This is a genomic window from Solibacillus sp. FSL R5-0691, from assembly GCF_037974225.1.
In the GTDB taxonomy this organism is placed as follows: Bacteria; Bacillota; Bacilli; order Bacillales_A; family Planococcaceae; genus Solibacillus.
Window position 1 is genome coordinate 3,257,501 of sequence record NZ_CP150231.1, and the last position, 25,115, is coordinate 3,282,615.

Annotated in this window: 27 protein-coding genes (1 of these 27 cut by a window edge); 5 read left to right on the plus strand and 22 right to left on the minus strand. The window is 38.1% G+C overall.

Features of this window, described 5'->3' with window-relative positions:
* The 11 genes from MKY51_RS16400 to acpS all read right to left on the minus strand — a co-directional run.
* Positions 1-1,945: the 5' portion of a Tex family protein gene (locus MKY51_RS16400; RefSeq protein ID WP_339174012.1), read on the minus strand. It extends 227 nt beyond the left edge of the window; only the first 1,945 of its 2,172 coding nucleotides appear in the window; the start codon lies at positions 1,943-1,945; its stop codon lies off the left edge, out of view.
* Positions 1,946-2,071: 126 nt separating this feature from the next.
* The gene (sigB, locus tag MKY51_RS16405) at positions 2,072-2,857 is read right to left on the minus strand and encodes an RNA polymerase sigma factor SigB (protein ID WP_339174014.1); all 786 of its coding nucleotides are present in this window, start codon (positions 2,855-2,857) and stop codon (positions 2,072-2,074) included.
* Positions 2,835-3,305 (minus strand): anti-sigma B factor RsbW, encoded by a 471-nt coding sequence (rsbW, locus tag MKY51_RS16410; RefSeq protein ID WP_014822539.1) that lies wholly within the window; start codon positions 3,303-3,305, stop codon positions 2,835-2,837. The genes sigB and rsbW overlap by 23 nt, the downstream gene beginning before the upstream one ends.
* Positions 3,305-3,637, minus strand: a complete 333-nt coding sequence (locus MKY51_RS16415; RefSeq protein WP_339174019.1) for an STAS domain-containing protein — start codon at positions 3,635-3,637, stop codon at positions 3,305-3,307. The genes rsbW and MKY51_RS16415 overlap by 1 nt, the downstream gene beginning before the upstream one ends.
* A gap of 74 nt (positions 3,638-3,711) precedes the next feature.
* A complete protein-coding gene (locus MKY51_RS16420) occupies positions 3,712-4,707 on the minus strand; it encodes a PP2C family protein-serine/threonine phosphatase (RefSeq protein WP_339174022.1) in 996 nt (331 codons plus the stop codon).
* Positions 4,708-4,720: 13 nt separating this feature from the next.
* Positions 4,721-5,122, minus strand: a complete 402-nt coding sequence (locus tag MKY51_RS16425; RefSeq protein WP_339174024.1) for an anti-sigma regulatory factor — start codon at positions 5,120-5,122, stop codon at positions 4,721-4,723.
* A 271-nt stretch (positions 5,123-5,393) separates the two neighbouring features.
* Positions 5,394-5,744 (minus strand): type II toxin-antitoxin system PemK/MazF family toxin, encoded by a 351-nt coding sequence (locus tag MKY51_RS16430; RefSeq protein WP_008405778.1) that lies wholly within the window; start codon positions 5,742-5,744, stop codon positions 5,394-5,396.
* Between the two features lie 4 nt (positions 5,745-5,748).
* Entirely contained in the window at positions 5,749-6,036 is a 288-nt protein-coding gene (locus MKY51_RS16435; RefSeq protein WP_008405780.1) for a hypothetical protein, read from the minus strand.
* Between the two features lie 166 nt (positions 6,037-6,202).
* Positions 6,203-7,321 (minus strand): alanine racemase, encoded by a 1,119-nt coding sequence (gene alr, locus MKY51_RS16440; protein ID WP_339174027.1) that lies wholly within the window; start codon positions 7,319-7,321, stop codon positions 6,203-6,205.
* A gap of 230 nt (positions 7,322-7,551) precedes the next feature.
* On the minus strand, positions 7,552-8,544 hold the full coding sequence (locus MKY51_RS16445) for an outer membrane lipoprotein carrier protein LolA (RefSeq protein WP_339174029.1): 993 nt from the start codon (positions 8,542-8,544) through the stop codon (positions 7,552-7,554).
* 65 nt (positions 8,545-8,609) lie between these two features.
* On the minus strand, positions 8,610-8,963 hold the full coding sequence (acpS, locus tag MKY51_RS16450) for a holo-ACP synthase (RefSeq protein ID WP_339174030.1): 354 nt from the start codon (positions 8,961-8,963) through the stop codon (positions 8,610-8,612).
* A gap of 90 nt (positions 8,964-9,053) precedes the next feature.
* On the opposite strand from acpS, the gene MKY51_RS16455 reads away from it, so the two are divergent.
* Entirely contained in the window at positions 9,054-9,677 is a 624-nt protein-coding gene (locus MKY51_RS16455; protein ID WP_339174033.1) for a rhomboid family intramembrane serine protease, read from the plus strand.
* 44 nt (positions 9,678-9,721) lie between these two features.
* Here the strand turns inward: MKY51_RS16455 and MKY51_RS16460 are convergent, their stop codons facing one another.
* From MKY51_RS16460 to MKY51_RS16470, 3 genes are all read right to left on the minus strand, one after another.
* Positions 9,722-11,197 (minus strand): PH domain-containing protein, encoded by a 1,476-nt coding sequence (locus MKY51_RS16460; protein ID WP_339174034.1) that lies wholly within the window; start codon positions 11,195-11,197, stop codon positions 9,722-9,724.
* Positions 11,190-11,669 (minus strand): PH domain-containing protein, encoded by a 480-nt coding sequence (locus MKY51_RS16465; protein ID WP_339174037.1) that lies wholly within the window; start codon positions 11,667-11,669, stop codon positions 11,190-11,192. Before MKY51_RS16465 ends, MKY51_RS16460 begins: the two co-directional genes overlap by 8 nt.
* 227 nt (positions 11,670-11,896) lie before the next feature.
* Positions 11,897-13,441 carry a DEAD/DEAH box helicase gene (locus tag MKY51_RS16470; RefSeq protein ID WP_339174039.1) on the minus strand — a complete coding sequence of 515 codons (1,545 nt, stop codon included), beginning with the start codon at positions 13,439-13,441 and terminating at the stop codon, positions 11,897-11,899.
* 36 nt (positions 13,442-13,477) lie between these two features.
* On the opposite strand from MKY51_RS16470, the gene MKY51_RS16475 reads away from it, so the two are divergent.
* Positions 13,478-13,651, plus strand: coding sequence for a hypothetical protein (locus MKY51_RS16475; protein ID WP_339174042.1), 174 nt, complete (start codon positions 13,478-13,480; stop codon positions 13,649-13,651).
* Positions 13,652-13,804: 153 nt separating this feature from the next.
* Here MKY51_RS16475 and MKY51_RS16480 read toward each other — a convergent pair whose 3' ends face one another.
* From MKY51_RS16480 to MKY51_RS16495, 4 genes are all read right to left on the minus strand, one after another.
* Entirely contained in the window at positions 13,805-14,500 is a 696-nt protein-coding gene (locus MKY51_RS16480; RefSeq protein WP_339174044.1) for an alpha/beta fold hydrolase, read from the minus strand.
* Between the two features lie 94 nt (positions 14,501-14,594).
* Positions 14,595-15,965: a UDP-N-acetylmuramoyl-tripeptide--D-alanyl-D-alanine ligase gene (gene murF / locus MKY51_RS16485; protein ID WP_339174047.1), complete on the minus strand. Its 1,371-nt coding sequence runs from the start codon at positions 15,963-15,965 to the stop codon at positions 14,595-14,597.
* Between the two features lie 12 nt (positions 15,966-15,977).
* Complete coding sequence (locus MKY51_RS16490) at positions 15,978-17,051, minus strand: D-alanine--D-alanine ligase (RefSeq protein ID WP_339174050.1); 1,074 nt, start codon at positions 17,049-17,051, stop codon at positions 15,978-15,980.
* A gap of 98 nt (positions 17,052-17,149) precedes the next feature.
* Positions 17,150-17,899, minus strand: a complete 750-nt coding sequence (locus MKY51_RS16495; RefSeq protein ID WP_339174051.1) for a hypothetical protein — start codon at positions 17,897-17,899, stop codon at positions 17,150-17,152.
* Between the two features lie 289 nt (positions 17,900-18,188).
* On the opposite strand from MKY51_RS16495, the gene MKY51_RS16500 reads away from it, so the two are divergent.
* On the plus strand, positions 18,189-19,379 hold the full coding sequence (locus tag MKY51_RS16500; RefSeq protein WP_339174054.1) for an FtsW/RodA/SpoVE family cell cycle protein: 1,191 nt from the start codon (positions 18,189-18,191) through the stop codon (positions 19,377-19,379).
* 94 nt (positions 19,380-19,473) lie between these two features.
* Here the strand turns inward: MKY51_RS16500 and MKY51_RS16505 are convergent, their stop codons facing one another.
* The gene (locus tag MKY51_RS16505; RefSeq protein ID WP_176141992.1) at positions 19,474-19,611 is read right to left on the minus strand and encodes an Lmo0850 family protein; all 138 of its coding nucleotides are present in this window, start codon (positions 19,609-19,611) and stop codon (positions 19,474-19,476) included.
* Positions 19,612-20,080: 469 nt separating this feature from the next.
* On the opposite strand from MKY51_RS16505, the gene MKY51_RS16510 reads away from it, so the two are divergent.
* Together MKY51_RS16510 and cls are read left to right on the plus strand one after the other, a co-directional pair.
* Positions 20,081-20,881, plus strand: coding sequence for a YwqG family protein (locus MKY51_RS16510; protein ID WP_339174056.1), 801 nt, complete (start codon positions 20,081-20,083; stop codon positions 20,879-20,881).
* A 77-nt stretch (positions 20,882-20,958) separates the two neighbouring features.
* Positions 20,959-22,425 (plus strand): cardiolipin synthase, encoded by a 1,467-nt coding sequence (gene cls / locus MKY51_RS16515; RefSeq protein WP_339174059.1) that lies wholly within the window; start codon positions 20,959-20,961, stop codon positions 22,423-22,425.
* Positions 22,426-22,525: 100 nt separating this feature from the next.
* On the opposite strand, the gene MKY51_RS16520 is transcribed toward cls, so the two are convergent.
* From MKY51_RS16520 to MKY51_RS16530, 3 genes are all read right to left on the minus strand, one after another.
* Positions 22,526-23,401 carry a M15 family metallopeptidase gene (locus tag MKY51_RS16520; RefSeq protein ID WP_339174061.1) on the minus strand — a complete coding sequence of 292 codons (876 nt, stop codon included), beginning with the start codon at positions 23,399-23,401 and terminating at the stop codon, positions 22,526-22,528.
* 25 nt (positions 23,402-23,426) lie between these two features.
* On the minus strand, positions 23,427-23,681 hold the full coding sequence (locus MKY51_RS16525; protein ID WP_339174064.1) for a hypothetical protein: 255 nt from the start codon (positions 23,679-23,681) through the stop codon (positions 23,427-23,429).
* Positions 23,682-23,949: 268 nt separating this feature from the next.
* Positions 23,950-24,744: a helix-turn-helix transcriptional regulator gene (locus MKY51_RS16530; RefSeq protein ID WP_339174067.1), complete on the minus strand. Its 795-nt coding sequence runs from the start codon at positions 24,742-24,744 to the stop codon at positions 23,950-23,952.
* Between the last annotated feature and the right edge of the window lie 371 nt (positions 24,745-25,115).

Consider the following 25,115-nt stretch of genomic DNA (forward strand, 5'->3'; position numbering starts at 1 on the left):
ATTCCATTCCAACTTGCAGATCATCCATTTTAAGTACGTCCGTTTTCAGCAATGGTTGCGGGAAAGCATCACGAGGGTCACGAGTTGGTTTCATTAATGTATCGACAATATCTTTCAATGTAACTTCCCCTACTTCTAAAGATTCACCCAATGTTGTTAAATTTAACTTGCTGATTGCTTCTTCGGCTTTTGGCGTTCCGACATCCTTTTTCGTTAACCCCGCCGCCTGTAATACAGCTTCGGCTAATTTATAGCTTTCCGGATGGATACCTGTAGCATCTAACGGATTTTTGGCATCTGCTATACGTAAGAAACCAACTGCCTGCTCGTAAGTTTTAGCACCTAATCGCGGAATTTTTTTCAGTTGTGCACGTGATGTAAATTGACCGTTTTCACTTCGCATCGCCACAATATTTTCCGCAACCGTTTTTGAAAGGCCGGATACATATTGTAAAAGGGAGGCTGAAGCTGTATTTACATCAACCCCAACTTGGTTTACTGCGGTTTCCACAATGAACGTCAGTGATTCTGCGAGCTGCTTTTGCGAAACATCATGCTGATATTGCCCTACACCAACGGCTTTCGGATCAATTTTTACAAGTTCTGATAATGGATCCTGTAAACGACGGGCAATCGATACAGCACTCCGTTGCTCTACTTGTAAATCCGGGAACTCCGCTCTTGCTACTTCTGAAGCAGAATATACAGAAGCCCCTGCCTCGTTGACAATAACATATGCAATGTTGCCTTCTACTTCTTTTAGCAGTTCCGCAATAAACTGCTCTGTTTCACGGGAGGCTGTCCCGTTTCCAATCGCAATAATACTAATCGGATATTTCTTTAATAATGCCTTCACTGTTGCTTTCGCTTTTGAAGGATCCGACGTCGTGTGGGGATAGATAACACCAACTTCAATCATCTTGCCTGTTTCATCTACTACCGCTAATTTGCAGCCCGTTCTATAGGCAGGGTCTACACCAAGAACCATTTTACCGCGCATTGGTGGCTGTAATAATAAGTTACGGAGGTTTTCCGAGAAAATATGAATTGCTTGTGTTTCTGCTTTTGATGAAAGTTCTGCTCGCAGTTCATTTTCAATAGAAGGTTTAATTAACCGTTTATAGCTATCCGCAATTGCCAACTTCACTTCATTTACAGAAGGACCTACAAAATTTCTAGGAATAAAATGATTTTCCATTTGTGTTGTCGCTTTATCTACTGGAACTTCAATTGCTGCACGGATCACTTCTTCTTTTTCACCGCGGTTTACAGCCAATATTCGGTGTGGTGCAATCCGGTGTACAGGTTCTTCATATGCATAATACATTTCAAATACTTGCTTTTCATCTTTTTCGGCATTTTTTACCGTTGTGACAAGTTTTCCTTCACGCCAAGATAGAGTACGCAGTTTTTCACGAATCGCTGCATCATCGGCAAAACGCTCTGCCAAAATATCACGCGCGCCAGCCAATGCATCTTCAATTGCTGTAACACCTTGTTCTTCGTTTATATAAGGCGCTGCCATTTCCTCCAAAGTACGCTTTTTAAACTTTAACAGTTCTTCAGCTAACGGTTCCAAACCTCGTTCTTTGGCAATCGTTGCTTTTGTACGTCGTTTTTGTTTAAACGGTCGATATAAATCTTCGACGCGTTGAAGAACTGTTGATGCCTGGATTGCTGTTTGCAGTTCTTCCGTTAATTTACCTTGCTCATCGATTAGACGCAGCACTTCTTCCTTTCTTGTTTCGAGCTGTTGTATGTAATGGTAGCGGTCTTCCACTGCCTTAATTTGAACTTCATCAAGTGAACCTGTCATTTCTTTTCGGTAACGTGCGATGAACGGTACTGTGTTACCTTCTTCCAGTAGTCCAATAACCGCTTTCGCTTGCTTCGGCTCTACTTTCGCATCTTTTGCGATTATTTGTAACATTTTTTGTTGCTCCATCATGCCACTCCTTTAAATTTCGAACTTCTTTTAGTGTACCATTCCATTAGTATTGTTTCCCAAAAAAGCGTTCAATTTATGCATGAAAAAAGAGTCTACTAATTTATGGCTAGTAGACTCTTAAACTTATAATGAGACGCCGCCACTTGCTGTAATGGCGTCTTGTAATTTTTTAATTGCTTTACGCTGAATTCGCGAAACGTGCATTTGGGATATACCGAGTCTTTCTCCGGCTTCCTTTTGACTAAGTTGTTCCAAATAAGTTAATTGGATAATTTGTCGCTCACGTTCATTTAATACATTCATCGCATCTGCTACAATCATACGGCGGTTTGTCACTTCAAAGCCTGCATCTTCTCGACCGACTACATCAAATAACGTTACCGTACTACCATCAGAATCCGATTCAATCGAATGGTCCATCGAAAGCGCCTGATAGCTTCGACCCATCTCCATCGCTTCCAATACATCCTCATCCTGTACTTCTAAATATGTTGCAATTTCCGTAATGGATGGGGAACGTTGTAACGATGTCGTTAATGCTTCGACAGCGGCTTTAATTCTAGGTCCCAGTTCTTTAATACGTCTTGGAACATGCACGTCCCAAGTTTTATCGCGTAAAAAGCGTTTAATTTCTCCGACGATTGTCGGAACAGCAAACGCCTCAAAGCTTCTGCCAAAAGAAGGGTCAAAACGTCGGATCGCACCTAATAAGCCAAGCATCCCTACTTGTACAATATCATCATAATAAGATTTACCATGTGAATATTTGCGTGCAATCGATTCAACTAATTGCTGATAATGAAGCACAAGATTCGTTTGTGAATCTTCACAGCCGTTTGCCTGATATTCTGCAATCCAATTTAGCACTTCTTCTTTTGATGTATTTTTAGGTAGTGATTCTTTCGACATTTCCTTTCACCTGCTCTCTCGAGACATACTTTGTCATGAAAACAGTGACGCCACCTTCGTTATTTAATTTAACTTCGTCCATTAAAGTCTCCATTAAATAAATCCCTAATCCACCTTCACGTAATAATGCTACGTTTTCATTTTCATGATATGGACCAACTTTTGATTTGATCTCTTCAAAGTTAAAGCTGACACCGTAATCTGCGACCATTATTTCAATCTTGTCCTCAAATAATGCACAGCCGATTACAACTTCGCCTTCCTCGTTTGCTTTATATGCATGGTGAACAACATTTGTCACCGCTTCACTCGTAGCAATTTTTAAATCTTCAATCTCATCATAAGTAAACCCAACTCGCATCGCTAATCCTGAAATTGTTAGACGTATAACACTTACATATTGCGATTTAGCAGGCACTCGAATTTCAATATAGTCAAATGCTCTCATTATTTCAACTCCAATTCCTCATCAATCTCAATACTCATTAATTCACTTAATCCTGTAATTTCAAACAATCTCACCAAACGATTTGATAAGTTTACTAATTTTAATGATGCATTTTCCTTTGTAACTTTTTTATAAAATGCAACAAAGATTCCTAAACCTGTACTGTCCATATAATTAACTTTGGATAAATCCAATTCGATTTTTCGACCCTCGACAATTTGAACAGTCTCCAGCTCTTCGCGTAAAATCGGGGCTGTGTACGTATCAATCTCACCCTCGATATAGCCTTTTAATACATCTCCATCTTCTCTAAATTGAACATTAACATTCATTATTAGACACCTCCGTTATAAACCTTCTTACTTTTCCCGAATCCGCGGGAGTTCAAACATAAAATTTTTATTTTTTATTTCTTAAATATAACGACCGTAAAATCATCTTCTAGTTCGAAGTCAGGCAAATTTTTTAAATAGGTATACATTTCCTCACACATTTCCTGGGCCGAAAGATGATTACAGCTCAAAGCCAAGTTCTTGATCACATCCCGTGGATCCAATTCCCCTTGTTTGCGGAAATCGGTTACACCATCTGTAATCATAATGATAAAATCATTTTCTTCCAAATAAATATCGTGCTGCGGATATGTCACTTCCGGCATGACACCTAACAATAAACCTTTCGATTCCAAATCAAAGAAAGTTTTTTCACGGGCATTATAATAGATAGCAGGCTCATGTCCAGCTGACCCATATGTAAATTTGCTTTCCTTAATATTATATGTCCCGTAAAACATCGAGACAAACATACTATCATCAACACTTTTTTCGATAATGCGATTTAATACTTCCAAAATATAGGACGGATCTTTTGTTGCATACTCCAGTGTATCAAGCCCATATTTAACCATGGACATACAAAGAGCAGCAGGCACACCTTTTCCGACAACATCTGTTACAGCTACACTGACAACTGAATCATTGTTATTTAAAAAATGAACGTAGTCACCATTCATTTTACGGATAGGTACGGAAAGCATTCCAATATCAATCTGATCAAGCACAGGTACTGTTGTTCTGAGAATCATATTCTGGATTTTTGTAGCGACATTCATCTCCATGCGCAGTTCTTCCTGCTGTTCAAGTAAACTTTGATGCTCCTTTAAAGTTAAACCAAAGTGCACCATAATCTCAATTAAAAAATCATAGCTATGCGAAATATCTTCTGGTAGTTCTGGATAAATTTGCTCTATCGCATATTTGTGGATATTGATTACCTCTTCTGGAGCTACTTTTTTTTGAATTAACTGTCGAATGAAGTTCTGCCCTATATATAAATTTCGCTCAGTTTGGTTTGCCAAAAAATCCGATAAGATCTTTTGATATTGTGTTTGCAGCTCTTTCAAATTTTACCACATCCTACTTTACCCATTTTTCGATAACTATTGTCGTTCCATTTCCTACAGTGGATTGAATATCCATTGTATCCATTAGTCTTTTAACTCCCGGTAAGCCTGCTCCAAGCCCGCCTGAAGTAGAATAGCCGTCTTCCATTACTTTTTTTAAATTACTTATTCCTGGTCCTTTATCTGCCGCTATTATGCGAAGGCCAACTTTATCTTCATCACTAATACGCTCTATTGTAACCTCCCCGGCACGGGCATATAAATAAATGTTTCGGGCCAGTTCACTTATCGCTGTCGTAATTCGAGCTTGATCTACCGCGCCAAAGCCAATTGCTTTCGCCTCGTTACGTCCAAGTTGACGTGCAGCTACAATATCCCATTCTGTTACAATCTCTACGGTAGATTTCGTATTCATCATAGCTCCCCCAATTTCCTACTTTTTCTTTCTGTGGAGTTAACGTATAGTATCAGTTTTTTGAATTATTAATCTTCAACATTATACCATATGTTATCCTTGTAGTTTAGTTGGATTAATTTTTCAACCATATTTTTGCTATATTTTAATTTTAAGTAAAATATTACAATATTACATGATTACAGTTTACTATTTACCTAAAATTATAGGGAATTTTAATTTGTTATAATAAAAAACACCGAAACGTAATGTTTCGATGTTTTTTTATGTATTAAAATTTTACGAGTCCTAAACTAATATTAAGAGCGATATCTACTTCTTGCATTAGTTTTGCATCTAGCTGAGTAATACGATCTGTTAATCGCGATTTATCAATTGTACGCAATTGTTCAAGCAAAATTACCGAATCACGTTCAAAACCATACTTTTTCGCATCAATTTCAACATGTGTAGGTAACTTTGCTTTTTGAATTTGCGCAGTAATTGCAGCTATTATGACGGTTGGACTAAAGCGATTTCCAATATCATTTTGAATAATAAGAACGGGTCTAGTCCCGCCCTGTTCTGAACCTACCACTGGCGATAGGTCAGCAAAAAAAACGTCTCCACGTTTTACAATCAAATTGTCATCCCCCGCTTACGAGACGCTCCACCATATGTTCCGCTTCATACTCTGCATGCAAGCACTCACTGCAAATTGTCAGATTAATTTGCGACATTTCCACATAGCCCTTTATTAAAGCTTCCCGTATTTGATTTGGTTGCATATGCTTTGTATAATTTTGAGTCGCCAAATACGCCATCATATAACCATTCTCAGTATTACGCCCAAACGTTCTTTCGAATTGCGTTACTAGCTCATTTGGTATGTCAATTACTACTTCTTCTACTTCTACTAATTCCTTCGCGTACAAAACAAGCACCTCCACCGAACATCCCATTTCCCATTCATTCTATCATTGATTGCCTACAATGAAAAGACAGGAAAATTAAAAAACTGACAATTCTCGCAATAAAGGAATAAATATGGACATACTTGTTTTGTATATTTGAAGTTATTTACAGTAATATTACATCGATTTATTTATATACCCTAGGAACTCTAGCCGTGATTACACATGGCACTTCGTAATTAATTGTTTGGAGTTTATGAGCCCAATCATCTATTGTGATTTCCTCTTGCTGTTGGCAGCCTATTAGTACAACTTCTTCCCCAACATTATATGCTTCCGGAAGTAAAATCATACTTTGATCCATACAAATTCTTCCGACAATTTTCGCCCTTTTTCCTCCAACAAGTACATCTTGACCCGAAAGCTTACGAATCATACCATCTGCATAGCCGATCGGAATCGTTCCGATGTAGCAGTCCTCTTCTGTCGTAAATGTTGCCCCATAACCTACCGATTGACCAGCTTGCATTTTTTTAATATGTACAAGTTCTGTCTGCAGAGATAATGCCGGTTTAATCGGAAAAGGCAATTTTGTGCCTACATAATCCGAAGGCAATAATCCGTACATGGAAATACCGAATCGTACCGCATCATAGTGCAAAGAAGGATCTTTCACTAATGCGGTTGCTGTATTGGCAACATGAACTAGACGAGGTTTTTGTGGCAAAGCCTCTAAAAAGTCCTTGAATAGGGTAGCCTGATTGTCAAAGTACATTGAATCTTCTTCATCTGCAGTAGCAAAATGCGTAAAAATTCCATCCACTAAAAAGTCTTCGGAAGAATTAATCGTTGTATATAATTCCAATAGTTCTTCTTTAGCTGATACACCGATACGACCCATACCTGAATCCACTTTGATATGAAGTTTTAACGGATTCAAAAGCGGCGCATACTGCTGTGCTTCCTGCAGCCATTCTGTCGAAAAGACGGTAAGGGTAATATTTTCTGAAGATGCATACGGAATAAAAGCATGTGGTGAAGCACCTAAAACTAAAATATCAATATCCTTAAAATTTTCTCTAATATGTACTGCTTCGTCCGGTGTTGCGACAGCAAGCATTGTTGCTCCGGACTCAATTGCCGTTTTTGCAACTTCCACATCTCCATGACCATATGCATTCGCTTTTACTACAGCAATTATTTGGACATCCGGTCCTAAATAGTTTCGGAGCGAAGTTAGGTTATGCGTGATTGCTTGCAGATCAATTACTGCTTTTGTTGGTCTGTAATATATTGGAGTATCCATTCGACTTTTACCCTCTTTTTTTAAGTTTAAACTTATTGTTATTTATGTAATATTCAGTCAATCATTTTCAAATCAATATACGAAAGAAACCATCTTGCGCAAGAACGCGCAAGATGTCTCTTATTAAATATAACCATAAAATACAATTTAAAAACAAGTTCAGAAAGACATAATTTAAATTTATTTCATAAAAAATCAGCAGAGGTATAGAACCCCTGCTGATTGAATTTTTACTTAATACTGCTTTCCTGTACACTTGCAGCTACTTCCAGTAATTCATCCTTCGTTAATTTTGTGGAAGCGATAAAGAAGGTCATGCCATCTTTGTCCCACTGGATGGAGTTATCAGTAATCGCCCCTATTGTATATCCTAAATCAGCCGGATCCCCTGATACAGGTAATATTGTTTCATCAGATTGAATCGGCTGCTGCATTAGTGTAAACGGCTTTTCCCCTTCGAATGTCAGAATAACACGTGTGTTTCCGTCTTCCTGTACTTCAAATTCGTCTGTCAGCTTTGTATGTGCCCAGTCAATCGTCGGGTAATACACGCTAAACTCAGTGTCCACCACTTCAGCTGATGCGGCTTTCTTTTCCTCTTTTTCAGAGAATTTTTCTACCGCATATTCTTCTGCAGTATGCTGCACGCCTAATTTAATGTCTGCAAATGTAATTACCACTTGTTCTTGCAATGATTCATCCATAACACTTACCTTTGTTGGAAGCATCGTTTTCTTATCAACTACAATTTGCTGTACCGGTAATGCCGTTTGGTCAACATTTCGTGTCGCAACTTCAAAAGTATAGCTTGCATCATCTTCAGTCATGACCGCTTTTGAATCGGCCACTAAATCCTCAGCCAGTGCACCAATTATATACGCTTGACTATTTTGCTTTGGCCATTCACTTTGGAATTTATGCGTCTTACGTAATGATGGTGTAACAACAAAGACTCCCTCTTCATTTCGAACGATTAACTGTTGTTCTGACTCGCCTTTTGGATTAACTGCCACTCGGTAAAAGTCCGGTTTTGTATGCCAAACTTTTACATCGTACACACGTGGCTCTGCGCCTGTCCGAACTTCCATCGAAGCACTTAATTCATAACCTTTTGCGTCATTCCACTTCTTGTTAACATCCTCAATCACTTCATCCTTTGTAGCTTTTCCACACGCGGCCAAAAAGAGACAACAAACGACAACTACTAGCAGTCGGAGTTTCAAAGATTCACCCTTTCGATTATCTATTTCGATAAATTACTATATGAGCCAAGGTGTGCATGTATGTATTATTGCATTAAGATTACTTGGGCAGCTGCCGTTGTCCGTGTATGAGTAATGGAAATAAACCCGTTCACCTCTTCGCCATCAAAGTATAATACAGGTTTTCCTTGCTCTGTTTTTAAAATTTCTATTTGATGAAGTTCACAGCCTTTACCGATTCCTGTACCGTTTGCTTTTGAGTAGGCTTCCTTTGCTGCAAAACGGCCTGCCAAAAATTCCACTTGGCGCCATCCCGTTAATGTATCAAAAATGGCCAGTTCCCTTTCCGTTAAAATTCTTTGAGCAAATTTTGCTGATCGCCCTGACATTTTTTCAATTCGGTCCAATTCTACTAAATCCAAGCCAATCCCTTTTATCATTTAATAGCTCTCCCTTTCTTTTAATCATTATTCCAATGTATAATGAACAAAAATACGTTTTATTTTGTATCGACTTAATTGAGGTGGAACATGTTTATTCGTAGAGAAAATTTTAAGCAGTACATTGCGTTATATCCGGTCGTATCGTCAATTATAGCAATTAATCTCATTGTTTTCGTCCTAACATTAGTCCCGGGTTTAGGCCAAGAGTTGCTTTATGCAGGTATGAGCGTTAATGGACTCATTGCAGCCGGTGAATGGTGGCGTATTATTACGTCCATGTTTTTACATGCTGGTTTTATGCATGTCCTTTTTAATATGTTCTCCCTATTTCTGTTTGGTCCGGAGCTCGAGAAAATCGCCGGCAAAATGCGCTTTTTAACAATTTACTTTTTAGCCGGAATTTTTGGTGTCGCTGCTACATACGCAACACAGGATGCCTATTATGCAAGTGTTGGGGCAAGCGGAGCGCTGTATGGAATTTTCGGTGCTTTCGGTGCACTTGTTTATTACACAAGACACCTATTCCCGCAGTTAAGACAAATTATATTGCCTTTAATCGTGATTAGCATTATTATGACATTTTTAACGCCAAATATTAATATTGCTGCACATTTAGGCGGTTTAGTAACCGGTTTTATTTTAGGGGTTGTTTACTTTAATCCTAAAAATATGGGACGCTGGCGCAAACAGTCCATTAAACGGGTAAAATAAAAACAGGGTTCGCGAAAAGAATTTTTTCTCGCGGACCCTGTTTTTTAATGTTCATACCAGGATAGCACTTTTTCCACTTCCTGTTGTTCCATATGACGTGCTGTCGCCGAAGCTCCAGCAATGCCTGACATCACTACAATTTTTACAGAGCCTACATCCCGTCGCTTCTGGAAGTAGGTTTGACTGCCTTGCGTAATTTGTACACGTTTTTTTAAAGCATAAAAGGTTACACGGCTTATGAGGCGAGAGACAATCGTAATTTGCTGATCTTTCACCTTATATCCTGTCGTTTTATACTGCCATCTTCCAAGAAGAATGATTGGAACGATTAGCAATAGTGACAATAATCCGTATGGATAGAAAAAGTATGATATGGCACCGATTAACGGGACTAGCCATACAAAATCAATCCGATAGAAAAAAGGCTGTGCTTTTTTTGGTGGCTGAACAAGTTGGGTAACTTGAAAATCATAGTCCGGAAACAGTTCTGCCAATGGTGAGAACACTTCTTTTTTTGCAATTAACGGAAATAGGATGATCTTTTTATCATTCTCCCCACTGAATCCTCCTCCAGCGCTTTCTACCGCAACAGATGCCAAACCAAGCATCTGCTGGAAAGGGTTTTCCGCCAATTTAATCGCCTGAACCCGGTTTAACGGGATTGTCACACGTTTTTTTTCGATTAACCCTCTCGTAATAATGAGCCGGTCATGCTGCTTGCTGACCGTAAAGTTATAATAGTTTAAAAACGTCAAACCAACCGAAATTGTCCATGCCAGCATTAGTGCAAGAGCAATTAAAATCATGACTACAATATATCCGTATTCCACTAAAAAGGCCAATTCATCATAAATCAGATCAAATGGAATGAACTCCGCAAATTGTGAAAGGACAGCAAAAACCCCGGCAATTACTACCCCAACACCGCTGGAAGTTGTCGCTAACAATAACAGTTCCGGTACTTTCATTTTGTGTAATACTACTGAATCCGCCTCTGGTTCTTCTTCCGCCAGTTGTATCAGGTCACTTTCAAGAGGCTGCTTTTGCTTCGCCCTTTTCATTTGAATTTCCACTTCGTCAGCAGCAGCTTTCGTTACAGCTGTCAACTCCGCTTCCGGTTTACCGTCCTTACTTCCCGCCGTTTCTACTTGTACTTGTACAAGCTTGAATAGCCTGTGGAAAATACCTTCTTTATAATTTAAATTTTGTATGCGGTCAAATGGAATGTAACGCTTTTTCTTTACAAACAGACCATATTCTACACGTAGTTCACTGTCTTCAAACCAATAAACAAATGTCCACCACTTAATTAAACCGCTCACGACCGTTATCGATAAGACAACTACTAAAATAAAGAGTGGGATCATTTCGCTGAAAAAGGTTTCGCTACGATAATCCAGATTAATATTAAAGCCGTTCGCCGCAACAATGATTACGATCGGTATTAGAAGATCTTTCAATGCTTTTACAACATTGATGATTGCCGTAACGGGATGAAGTTTGTATTTTTCTTTAGACATCATCTTCCGCCACCCTTGCAAGTTCAGAAATTTTAGTCCTCAATTCATCGGCATCTTCAAGTTTCAGCATAGGAATCGTATGTACTGTCGCCGCAGAAGATATCGATATATTCGCCAGCATGTACTTCTTTAAAATCGGTCCTTGCTCGGTATCAACATGCTGTACGCGCACCATCGGAATTAATGTTCGTTTAACGACAAAAAGACCGCTTTGAATTTCAATTTCCTGTTCTCGCACTTCATAGCGCCATACTCTCCAGCGGATGCCCGGGAAAACAATAACCGAAAACGCAATTGATAACACTACAAGCGCAATGGCAATCCACATAATCCATTGGGGCCAGTCAAACCGGACTGTTAAAAATACGATACCACCTGTTAAAAGAGCGATAATAAATGTTTGAATGATTCCATATAGTCGCCATACTGTTTGCGCTTTTTTAGGCAACTGATATTTTGGTTGATCTCTCATTAGCCTTACACCTCTTTCTCTCTATTATGCTATACGTATCAAACGTTTAAATGTTTCATTTTGCTTAATCTGGGATGCCCTAAAACTTTCCCCTTCCCTCATAGTATAGTTAATTGGTAAATTTGTTAAATAATTTATAAAAATTTTATTTCCCGGAAAATATATTTATATAAAAATCCCCACAAAAAAACACACCAACAGTAAATCGTTGGTGTGTAGAAATAATATTAGTCTTCACGACGTGGACGAGGACGACGATCACGAGATCCTTCGCGACGAGCACCGCCTTCACGACGACCTCCATCACGGCTTCCGCCACCAGAACGGCTTCCGCCACCTTCACGACGGCGATCTCCTCCGCGACGGTCACCACCGCCACGGTTGCCACCACGGTTACGGTCATTACCGCCACGGCCGCGGCCTCCGCCACCATGTGAACGGTCACGACGCATTGGTAATGGACGCTCTTCTGATAAAGATACCGGTGTAGCATCCGGTTCTTTAGTGATTGATTTAAGTGCTGCTGCTACTAAGTCAAGTGCTTCGTTATTTTCCAATAACTTAGCAGCTAACTCGCGGTAAGTACCTAAATCATTATTTTGAACTAATTCCACCAATGTTTGCACTGCATCTTCTTGTAAGCCTACTAATGCTTCTTCAGATGTTGGTGGACGTAAAGGTGTCATACGTTTTTTCGTAGTTTCTTCTACGATACGTAAGTAGCCCATTTCACGAGGCGTTACGAATGTTACAGCAACACCAGATTTACCTGCACGGCCTGTACGACCGATACGGTGAACGTAAGACTCAGGATCTTGTGGAATGTCAAAGTTGTAAACATGCGTTACACCTGAAATATCCAATCCACGAGCCGCTACGTCTGTTGCGATTAAAATATCAATTTTACCTTCTTTGAACTGACGTAAAACCGAAATACGTTTCGCTTGAGATAAGTCACCGTGAATACCTTCTGCTAAGAATCCACGTAAACCTAAAGCTTGGCTTAACTCATCAACACGACGTTTTGTACGGCCGAAGATGATTGCAAGTTCTGGTTTTTGAACGTCAAGTAAACGAGATAACGCATCGAATTTTTCACGCTCTGTTGCTTTTACGAAGAATTGCTCAATGTTTTCCATTGTTAATTCTTTCGCTTTAATTTTTACGATTTCAGGATCTTTCATGAATGTCTCTGCAATTTTACGGATTGCTGGAGGCATTGTCGCTGAAAATAGTAATGTTTGGCGATCAGATGGTACATTTTCTAAAATCGCATTAATATCATCGATGAAGCCCATGTTTAACATTTCGTCCGCTTCGTCTAAAACTAAAGTTTGTACTTCGTCTAAACGTAATGTACGACGGTTAATATGGTCTTGAATACGACCTGGTGTACCTACAATAATTTGTGGTTTGTTTTTTAATGCGCGGATTTGACGGCCGATTTCTTGACCACCGTAAACTGATAATAATTTTACGCGCTTATCATAACCTAATTTATAAAGTTCTTCTGAAACTTGGATTGCTAATTCGCGAGTCGGAGCAATTACTAATGCTTGGATATTCGGGTTTTTTGGATCGATTTTCTCGATTAAAGGAATACCAAACGCAGCTGTTTTACCAGTACCAGTTTGTGCTTGACCTAAAACGTCACGGCCAGCCATTGCAAATGTAACTGTTCCTTCTTGGATTGGTGTTGCTTCTTCAAACCCCATACGCTTAATAGAACGTAATGTCGATTCACTAATGTTTAATTCTGAAAAATTTGTCAAACTCTTCATTCTCCTTTTTCCTGTATAAGTTGACAAATGGTTACATTTTCAGATGAAATGGCGGCAAATTTCGAGCCATTGTATGTGGAACGTTTCCGTTACTTAAAAATTCTCTCTGCTTCATGGCAGAGTTTCTTATATGAAAAGGAAAGCCCGGTCATTGCCGAGCGGTTCAATTCTACCGTTTCTAATTGGATGTTGCTTTTGTAAAAATAGAATAAAACCGTTTATCAAAAAAAAGCACTCTTCACCTATAAGTCTGAAGAGCCTTCGCACAAAATGTATCCATTGCTTTTATTAGTCTAACACGGGTTGTAACGGTATGCAATGATATTGCTTTGTATCAAAATAGTCAGAAATTTATTACTCCAATAAAAATTGATACACTTTCTCAAACCATTGCTCACAATCATCACTGTAACAAATATGATGTTTTCCACAATCTGAAATATACATTTGCTTTTCCTGCGACTGAATTTGTTCAAATAAAATTTGGGCTGTTGCACTTGGCACAATACCATCCAGTTCCCCCTGTACAATAAAAGTGGGACAGTGAATATTCTTTATATAAGGTTCTGTTCTCTTCACGACCTTCATAAATTCAATCGTCGCTGTTAATGGAACGTTTTTAAATTTAAATTTGTACCGTGCAAACAATTCGTTTTCTTCTAACTTCTGATGCACCATATCCTGGGCAATTGCGCGAACATCTTTTACTAACTGCGTAGGACTCACATACTTTGCTGCAGCACTTAGGAGTACCAATTTTTTTACTGGGTAACGTATAGATAAGTACATCGCAATGACACCACCCATTGAAAAACCGACGACTATGACTTCATCGACTTGCTTTTTCAACTGCCGATATGCGATCTCCGCCTCCATCATCCAATGTTCTGCTTTATAGCCTTTCATCGCCAAATGCTCTGCATCACCGTGACCGGAGAATGTCGGAATACTTATGACCCAATCTATTCGTTGCTCTATATAATGTGCAAAAGGCTCCACTTCATACGGTCCACCTGAAAATCCATGTAAAAACAGGACACCGATTTTCATCCAATCACCTGCTTCCATTAAACTGTTAGTATCTATAATAAGCTACATCTAAAGTCGAAAAAAGTTATTGCGCTAAAAAAAAAACGAGCCAGCACTAGGCTAACTCGATTGAATGAATAATTTTTTCCAACTGCATTCCACGAGAACCTTTTACTAAAAGGATGGACTCGTCTGTTGCATGAGATCGAATTTTTTCGATAATCGGTGCGTACTCATTTTCGGAGTACACTAAATGCTCAGCATCAAAAGTTTCCTGCAGTATATTGTAGAGCCACTTCATGCGCGGGCCATACAAGCAAACATAGCGTATTTCTTCAGGATGAATATAAGCGGCAATTCCTTCATGCATCTGCTTTTCATCGTTTCCGAGCTCAAGCATATCCCCGAGTACAAGCCACTTTTCATCACGAATCGTCGTTTGCTCGACAAATTGTATCGCTGCATGCATCGATGTTGGTGCAGCATTGTACGCATCGTTAATAAATAGTAATTTACCGACCGGAACAAGCTGCATCCGCATATCCGTTAAAACTACTTTCTTTAATGCTTCGCGGATCTGCTCGTCAGTCAGACCCAATGCCTTACTTACGAGCATAGCACTTAATGTATTTTTCACTTGGTGCTCGCCTAAAACCGAAATGAAGAAATCACCTTGGATTACTCCATCTACATGGAAATTGCTCCCTTGCGCTGTCGCTTCAATCTGTGATGCTGCTAAGCTCTGTGCTCCGTCCAAGCCAAATGCCTGTGTCTTTAACCCGGGTGTTTTTGCAACCAGGTTTTGCAGTAAAGGTTCATCACCATCATAGAAAAGAATCCCTTCTTCAGACAGCCCCTTTACAATTTCAAACTTCGCCTGCGCAATCCCTTCCCGCGATCCTAAGTCTTGCATATGGGCTTCACCGATATTTGTAATAATGGCATAATGCGGTCGGGCAAGCTTCGTCAGAAATTCAATCTCACCGAAACCGCTCATCCCCATCTCCAATACGGAAACTTCCGTATCCTCATCAAGCTGTAGAATCGTAATCGGCAAACCGAGCTGATTGTTAAAGTTCCCGATCGTTTTTTGTACTTTAAAGTATGGAGACAGCGCCCCCGCCAAAATATCTTTTGAAGACGTTTTCCCGTTTGAGCCGGTAATCCCGATAAATGTCGCTTGATGCTCATTGCGGTAACACTCCGCCATTTTTTGAAGTGCAAGTTCCGGATCCTCTACGAAAATCAATGGCAAATGTTCGGGCGGATTCGGTTCATCAATCATCCATAAAGAAGCGGCCGCGCCTTTTTCAAATGCCTGTTCAACAAAACGGTGCCCATTTACGGCTTCTCCACGGAAAGGAATAAATAAATCCCCTTTTGCAATTGTCCGTGTATCAATGGAAATACCTGTGACAATTGTTTCAGGAAATGACTGATCTTCTATCGTTAACCATTCTGCAATTTGCTGTAAACTTTTTTTCACTTTTTATCCCACTCAATCTCTGTTGTATTGAAGCTGTTGTTTTTCTGTATAACGTTCCAGTGCAAAATCGATCAGCTCTTTAATTAGCTGTGGATATGTTACATCCGTATGCTGCCATAATAATGGATACATGCTTACTGGTGTAAATCCTGGCATTGTATTTACTTCATTGATGAAAATTTCGTTGTTTTCAGTTACGAAGAAATCCGCACGCACTAATCCTGCGCCGTCAATCGCCTTAAATGCTTTTTTCGCCATATCTACCAAGTCCGTATATACCTTGTTTTCTAATGGTGCCGGAATAATTAATGCTGTCGAGCCATCTTTATATTTTGAATCGTAATCATAAAACTCCGTCATCGGCTTAATTTCACCTGCTACCGAAACGTTAGGTGTATCGTTTCCTAATACAGCAAGCTCAATTTCCCGTGCCGTTACGCCTTGTTCAATGACGATTTTGCGGTCGTACTGCAATGCAAATTGAACAGCTTTTTCTAGTTCCGCTGCATTGTTTGCTTTGCTGATGCCTACACTTGATCCTAAGTTAGCCGGCTTAACAAACATCGGATAACCTAAAGACTGTTCGCACTTTTTAATCCAAGCTTCTTTCTCACGTTCCCATTCACTACGAATGAAATATTCATAAGGTAATTGCGGCAAGTTTGCCATTTCAAACAGCTGCTTCATTACTACTTTATCCATGCCTGCAGCTGAACCAAGAACACCGTTGCCTACGTAAGGAATGTTCAGCACTTCCAAAAAGCCCTGTACCGTTCCATCTTCACCATTCGTACCATGCAGTAAAGGGAAGATTACATCGAACGGAGTTTCCATATGTTTTGCAATAAATTGCGAAATATTATTTTCAGACTGGTCTGATGTCGTTGTAAACTGCAATTGTTCAATTGTTTGAGCGGGTTCTGTTAATTGAGGTCCAACACGCCATTCACCCTTCAATGTTATAAAAACAGGGAAAACGTCAAACTCATTAAAATCCATTGCTTGCGTTACCGCCTTTGCAGTTGAGAGTGACACTTCATGCTCGGCTGACTTACCACCATATAATAAACCAATTCTTTTTTTCATTTTTTTGACCTCCAGTTTTCACTAACCTTATTTTATCACGAATACACTAAATGCTGACATCGGATAAAAAACACCCACTGCCCTGTTCGCTGTGAGTGTTAACTAATTTGTATTAATTCATCATAGCCTTGTTTTAATATTTCATCTAAATCATCCCAAACTTCATCCGGATAATCATAATCACTCAGCACTCGAACTTCGATTGCGTAATGGGAATTTGGTTTATCTAGTTTATATAATGACAACAATGCACCTTCCTTAGCAAAAGGCCGATATTGTCTTAATGTCGAAGGATCGATTGTCGGTGAGTTATTTTTATTCTTTCTTCTCCAAAAGCTCCCAACACCTTCTTTATCTCTTATCATTTGATTAAATAGATTCGAAACAAGTATTTCAGAATCTCCTATAAAACGATAATATACTTTTGTCAGTTTGTCAGTTACAGATGAGTAATAAGCGTAGCGATTTTGCAATTTGCCGAAAAAAGGCGATGCAAGCGGTTCACGCTTATGACTAAAATAAAGGAGTTCTGCCTGTTCAAGGGGAGTTAACGTATTGACGTTTTTTTCTGTCGTAAAATCTACCCAGCATAAATCTTTCTTTAAGTCGCTTTCCTTTTTCAAAAAATCGCGCATATCTTCATTTGTTACAAAATCAAATTGTGTATGCATATTAAAAGAGCCGTTGTCATAAGCGTGCTTTAATAGCAGAACATTTTTTACTGGCTCGACTGAAACCATAAACTCCTTCAGTGTAAGACCACTATAAATAACAAAATGTTCGACATCGTTCATATGAATATATAAATGATGCATAAAATCTTCAGCAGATTTCATTTTCTTCGCCACGATTTGCACGCCCCTTTAATATGAATAATATGATTATTATATGACTTCTCATTCAAATTTGAAACATTTTCTCACCTGTTTCGTCCAACTTTTAAATTAGTCTTACTAAAGTAATTTTTATAAGAATATGATAAAGTAAATAAAGCTTAAAACATTACGGCAGTTCCCGTGAAAAGTTTCCTATATTTGCACTTCTTTTACCGGGAAATGTTGTGCTCAAAGAACCTTCAATTTGTTGGTATCTTCTGGCCCTTGAACGGGTTAAATTTAATAATTTAAGGTGAATCGAATGGATACAAACAATTATAATTTTAATAAACGGTTCGACTGGCCACTTACTACAATCCTCCTCATATTTTTAGGGGTAAGTGTGCTTGCAATCGCATCTGCACAAACTTCAGGTCAATATGGAATAAATTTCATACCGAAGCAAATATTAAACTACGCTATTTTTGCTTTTATTGTTGCCTTTGTCATGTACTTTGACCCTGATCAGTATAAAAAAATGGCTTGGCCGTTGTACGGTTTCGGAATATTATTATTAATCGCCCTTGTCATTATTCCGACTTCAACTGGTTTAACTGTTGAAACAAACGGAGCAAAGAGCTGGTATAAAACACCAATCGGTAATATACAGCCTGCCGAATTTATGAAGACATTCTACATTTTAGCTTCGGCCTTTTTAATTAGTAAGCACAATGAAACTTACCAGATCAAAACGATAAAATCCGATTTAGTGCTGCTCGGCAAAATAGCACTAACATTAGGCGTGCCGCTTGGCTTCATTATGCTGCAGCCTGACTTAGGTTCTGCGCTAGTATTCTTTGCCATTACCGCTGCACTTGTGATTGTGGCAGGTGTAACGTGGAAAATTATTTTACCGCTGTTCGGCGGGGCTGTCGTTATAGGCGGTTCGTTATTATGGATGGCACTGTATATGCAGGATTTTTTGGAAAAGACATTTGGTTTCCAGCCATATCAATTCGCTCGTATTTATTCATGGCTTGATCCATACTCGTATGCAACATCAGACGGCTACCACTTAATTACTTCACTAAATGCAATTGGATCGGGTGAGGTTTTCGGTAAAGGTTTCATGTCGCGTGAAGTATATGTAGCAGAAAACCATACAGACTTTATCTTTGCTGTAATTGGCGAAGAATGGGGCTTTATCGGTGCGAGCGCGGTTATTTGTCTTTATTTCCTATTAATCTATCACTTAACGAAAATGACGTTAATGTTAAAAGATCCGTTCTGTACTTATGTATGTGCAGGAATTATCGCCATGATTACATTCCATGTATTTGAAAACATCGGTATGACAATCCAACTTCTGCCGATTACAGGGATTCCGTTACCTTTCATTAGCTACGGAGGTAGTTCGATGATGGGGAATGCATTAGCGATCGGTTTAGTGTATAGTATGAAATTTCATTACCGGACGTATATGTTCACAACAAATGATCCGGACGATGAATAATACAAAAGGACCCGTATATGACACGGGTCCTTTTCCTATTGTTATAAATAAAAATAAGGTACGATGAACGGGTTTTCATCACACCTGATTTTCATTAATTTTGCGTTTGTGGAGTTTGTGTTGGTGGTGTTAAAACTTTTAAAAGCTCAAGACGAGATTTCGTAACTGTCGCCGTAACACCTAATTTTGATAAGTTTGTAACAATACGCTTTAAATCAATCTCTTTCGCCATTTGATTACACCTCAAACTTTCCGTTGTTAATATATATAACGTTTTTTCATGTTAAAAGTTTCAAATTAATAAGGTCAGACCTTTTACTACTTCATATGTTACCACGTATAAGCTAATTTTTCTTTCCTGTTTTGTGACAAAACTAAAACATAATTAAACTTAACCGTTAATCAATAATAATAAACCTATTATTTAGAGAAATTTTTTTCTTATAAATTTTATAATTACTTTTGAAATAATCTTTATAATCCTTTTCGGATACATGTTATTTAATAATTTTATTTTTCCTTGTAGTCAAAATGAATTGCATTATATTTCCAACTATGTTTAACAAAAATTACAAGTGGAAATATTGAAAATATCATAATCATTTTGTGAAGTAATTCCGTTTAGAATAAACAAATTTTAGCCACAAGGGCTTTTTCATCCATCATTCATATAGATGTTACTTCATTAGGAGGAACTTCAAATGCCACATATAGAAAAAAATATTTATATACCGAAAGAATTAATCCATTATCATACAAGTTTAAGTCACTCAGCTGAACAAGCAGCCATTTTACAACCGGTGAAACAACCTGCGTTCTTACATGAAAGTAAATTTGCCGGTCTTCCTTTTTTGACAAATAAAATGGAACATCCAAAAGATAAACATAATCGCTATATGCTTTTTCTAGCGCAGCTTAATTTTGCGGAAATCCAGCTTGATCACCCATTTCCGCAGGATGGAATATTGCAATTTTATATCCCGCAGCAATGTTACGAAAAGGAGAAGTCACATTCTGAATGTCGCTCTTTTAAAGTGCAGTATATCCCTTATCAAGGTCACTATAATGAATTTATTCATGATTTCACTTATTTAGAAGATGTAAACATCAGCAGTTTCCCGATTCAGCAGGAGATGAAGCTCATTGCAAAAACACAATTTGAGCCGGTTTCTGCAACGGATTACCGATTAAATAATTATTTCAAACCCGAAATTATGGATGCACCGATCACGTTGGATGACCGTTCATTTCAGGATGTATATTTGGAATGTTATTTAGCGGCGGAACATAAAATCGGCGGCTATCCGTATTTCATACATCAGGACTTCAGGAAAACTTCACCTTATTTGCAGCATTACGACACATTATTACTGCAAATCGTTTCCAACGATGAGCAAAAGATTATGTGGGGAGATAGCGGTATTATCAGTTTCTTCATCAACTCAAAAAAATTAGCACAATGCGATTTTTCGGATATTTACTTTCATGTTGAGGAATATTAATCATCAAGAAGCACTCGCTTGTAGTGTTTCTTTTTTTGTTTTGCTTCCATAGGCTATAATGATAAGAAAGAAAGTAGGTGAATCTTTTGAGCGCAATTACCCAAAGTTCCATACTCGTGCCACTTATAATGTTTATAAATATTCTATTTGCCCTGACTGTCATATTTTTAGAGCGCAAAAAGCCTTCATCGACCTGGGCATGGTTGCTCGTTCTTTTTTTCTTACCGTTTGTTGGATTTTTCCTCTATTTATTGTTAGGAAGACAATTGAGAAAAAAACATTTATTCCGGTGGGATGGCAGAAAAGATATCGGGATTGAACAGCTGATTAATTATCAGATTGAAGCAATTGAAAGTAATGAGCTGGAACTGCGTACAGAAAACATTAAAAATTATAACCATCTTATTTATATGAATTTAAAAACAAATAACGCTGTTTTGACACAGGACAATGATGTGAAAATTTTCGTTGATGGCAGTGACAAGTTCGAAGCACTTATAAATGATATCCTACATGCGAAAAATCATATCCATATTCAATATTATATTTTTAAACTGGATAATTTGGGGCAACGTATTTTAAATGCTTTAATAAAAAAGGCGAAACAAGGTGTAAAAGTACGTGTACTGTTTGATGAAATGGGATCCCGCGGAGTTCGGAAGCGGCATTTTAAAGAGCTGATCGAAGCAGGCGGGGAAGTAGAAGTTTTTTTCCCTTCGATTTTACCTCTTATCAATCCGCGTCTAAACTTTAGAAATCACAGAAAAATTTCCATAATAGACGGGCGTGTCGGCTATATCGGCGGATTTAACGTCGGGGACGAATACTTAAGTTTATCGGATCGATTCGGCTACTGGCGCGATACCCACTTGCGTATTGAAGGGAGTGCTGTCCATCCATTACAGACTCGATTCATTTTGGACTGGAATCAGGCAAGTGCCAAAAATGATATTTGCTATGCAGAACGTTACTTCCCGATTATTCCTCTAAAAGGAATGGCAGCTTTGCAAATTATTTCAAGCGGGCCTGATACAGAATGGGAAGTCATTAAAAACAACTATTTGCATTTAATCTCAAATGCAAAAAAATACGTGTACATACAGTCCCCGTATTTCATTCCAGATGAATCGTTTTTTGATGCGATTCGAATCGCTGCCCTATCCGGAATCGACGTTCGGATTATGATTCCAAATAAACCTGACCATATGTTCGTCTATTGGGCGACCTATTCATATGTAGGACCACTCGTAGAAGCTGGAGCTAAAGTGTATCAATATGAGAAAGGCTTTATCCATGCAAAAATGATTGTCGTGGATGATGAAATTGCTTCAGTCGGTACCGCTAATATCGATGTCCGAAGCTTTAGTTTAAACTTTGAAGTGAATGCCCTTCTTTATGACGGGGAATTGGCACACAGTCTTGCTGAAATATTCGAACGTGATATATTAGACTGCTCAGAGCTCACATATGAACTGTATAATAACCGTTCTAATTTCATTAAATTCAAAGAATCCATTTCACGTTTATTGTCCCCGATATTATAGAAAGGGTAATGAATGTAATAGTAGCGGAAGTTGAAAACCTTTTGCGCATAATAAAAACCAATTTTCTTCTGAGAGAAAATTGGTTTTTTTGATCCCTATATTATTGAATCCCTAAATATTCTTCCAACGTTACGCCTGCTTCATATACCTTTGTGGCCAATTCCCCTTCTAAATAGCGGAAGTGCCAAGATTCATGCATGAAACCTGTGATTTCTTCTTTTCCTTTTGGATATCGTAAAATGAACCCGTATTTATGGGCATTTTGCGCTAACCACTGCCCTGCTTCGGTGTCGCCGAACTCATTTGTCAGCCATAATTCTTCACGACCTTTTTCCCCAATATCAAAAGCAAGTCCAGTTTGATGTTCGGAATATCCCGGTCTTGCACTATAGCGATCAGCCGCTTCTTTCCCGTCTCGCTTCACATAGCGGTCATATAGCGTTTGTTGATATTCGTAAGAACGGAAACCACTAAAAGCAACAAGCTCTAGCCCATTTTCCTTCGCAGCTTTTGCCATCTTTTCAAAAGCGGCACGCGCTTTAGGATCTTCCCCCTTATTGTATGTGGCAGGAAGCGGATTTTTCTTATTCGCAATTAAAACCCCTTTCACAAAAGTAGGTTCTGTTGCAGGTTTTTGGCCAACAATGTACCCATTTTCCAGCTCTACCTCTTCTGTAGCAGGTGGTGTTTCTTTAGCCGGTTCTTTAATTGGCTGTTCCGAACTTGAAGAAGGGTCTTCAGCGCTATCCGGTTCATCGCCATTACCACTTTGTGGCTTCAATGGTTCTTCTGTTTCGTTTATTGTATTTTGTGTCTCTTTATTTTCCAGTTCATTTGGTTCAACAGATTTTTCTTCTGTAGCTGTTTGTGCTACTTCAAATTTATAATAAATAGATCCTAGGATCGCGATTAAAATAATAATTGAAATGGATACAACCATTGCGATCGGACTTTTTCTGTTTGCTTTTCTATTCATTCCATTTCGCCTTCTTTTTCTATTTTTATCCTGTGACAATAATCAATAATACAATTACTGATAAAACCGCAAAAATCATCGACATCCTCTGCATCCATTTAGCTTCTTTTTCATGACCCTTTTCTTTGAAGGTACGTGAACGGAAAAAATTCGTAAACGTAAACATAATTGTCATTGCTAAAATGGCTGCTTCCATATTTTGCTTCACAATGAAAAATAGTGCGGTTAAACTAGCCCCTGCAACTAAAATGAGTGAAATCGCTCTTTCGTATTTTTTCATTTTTCTCTCCTTACATGATGATTGCATGTAAAAGCAATCTAATTTTCAATCCTTGTTTAGTATAAAACTAGCGTAAATGATAATGCAATTTTGAAAATCTTATAGAATAAACTAGATTCCAAATAAAAAACTCTACATGTAATAATATATACCATGCAGAGTTTTCATATATTATTCTTTTTTTTCTGAAACTTTCAGGTGTACGAAGAATAAGGAAATACAATTAACCGATCTGCCCTACACTTAAGAATACGCAGGCTTTATAATATTAAACACTTTCGTACTCGACTTCCGGAATTTCAAATCGGAAAAATTCATGATGCAGCTCATCACGGAAATGTTTAGGTGTCACACCAGTGTACTTCTTGAAGATTCTAGTGAAATAACTCTGATTGCAGAAATGGAACTGATCTGAAATTGACGTAATACTTTTATTTGTATGACGTAAATAATATTGAGATTCCTCTACACGGCGAACATTTAAGTATTCCACTAACGTGATACCAACATGCTCACGGAATATACGCGATAAATGACTCGTACTAATATGGAAGTTTGCTGCAATACTTTCAACTGTCAAATCATTTTCCAGCTCATCATTTATGTACATAATTACTTTGTTTACTGTTTGGTGACGGAACGTTGGCTGTTTACGGTCCGCAATAAAGTACACATAAAAGTCAATTAAGTCATCTGCAAATTGCAGAAACTCGGCATCCTTCATCTTGTTTTCAATCATATCTGCACATGCTAAATTGAAGGCAAAGGCTTTTTTAGAAGGAACTTGATTATCTAAAAGCTTACGCGCAACAATTGAGGATAACGTAACAAAGTACGAGCGCACTACTTTAATGACTTGTTTTCCGAAGCGTGCGGATAATATGTCTATAATTTCATGTAATGTCTTCTTTGCTTTCGCTACTTCTAAATGATAGACTTCAAAAATCAATCGAGATTCCAGAACAAAAAAATCTTCGATACCAGCATATTGATTGATATTGTCAATCTCTTGAAAATATCGTTTTGAAATTGTTTCCGAGATTGAATATTGATGTAGTTGCATAAGTTACCCCATCTTTCTTCAGAATGACCTTCTATTACTTATTAAAAAAACAAGCCTTATACAAAATGTACAAGAATTTGTCAAAATTGCGCAGATTGGTTATATACCTTTCACGAGCCAGTCTGCCCTTCATAATAAGTGATATCATTATATTAATCATAAGAATTGTCCATAGGAAATTTCTTATATTAAGCAAAGTAATTATCTATACTATTATAATATGCATTGTTTTCCGCACAATAGTACATTTTATTAGTAACTATAGTGAATATTACCATATTACAAGATTTGCTTTCAACCTAATTTTAACAATTACTCTAGGACAAAATTATTAGGTTACTTCCAATTATAGAAATAATGGAATTTAAAAA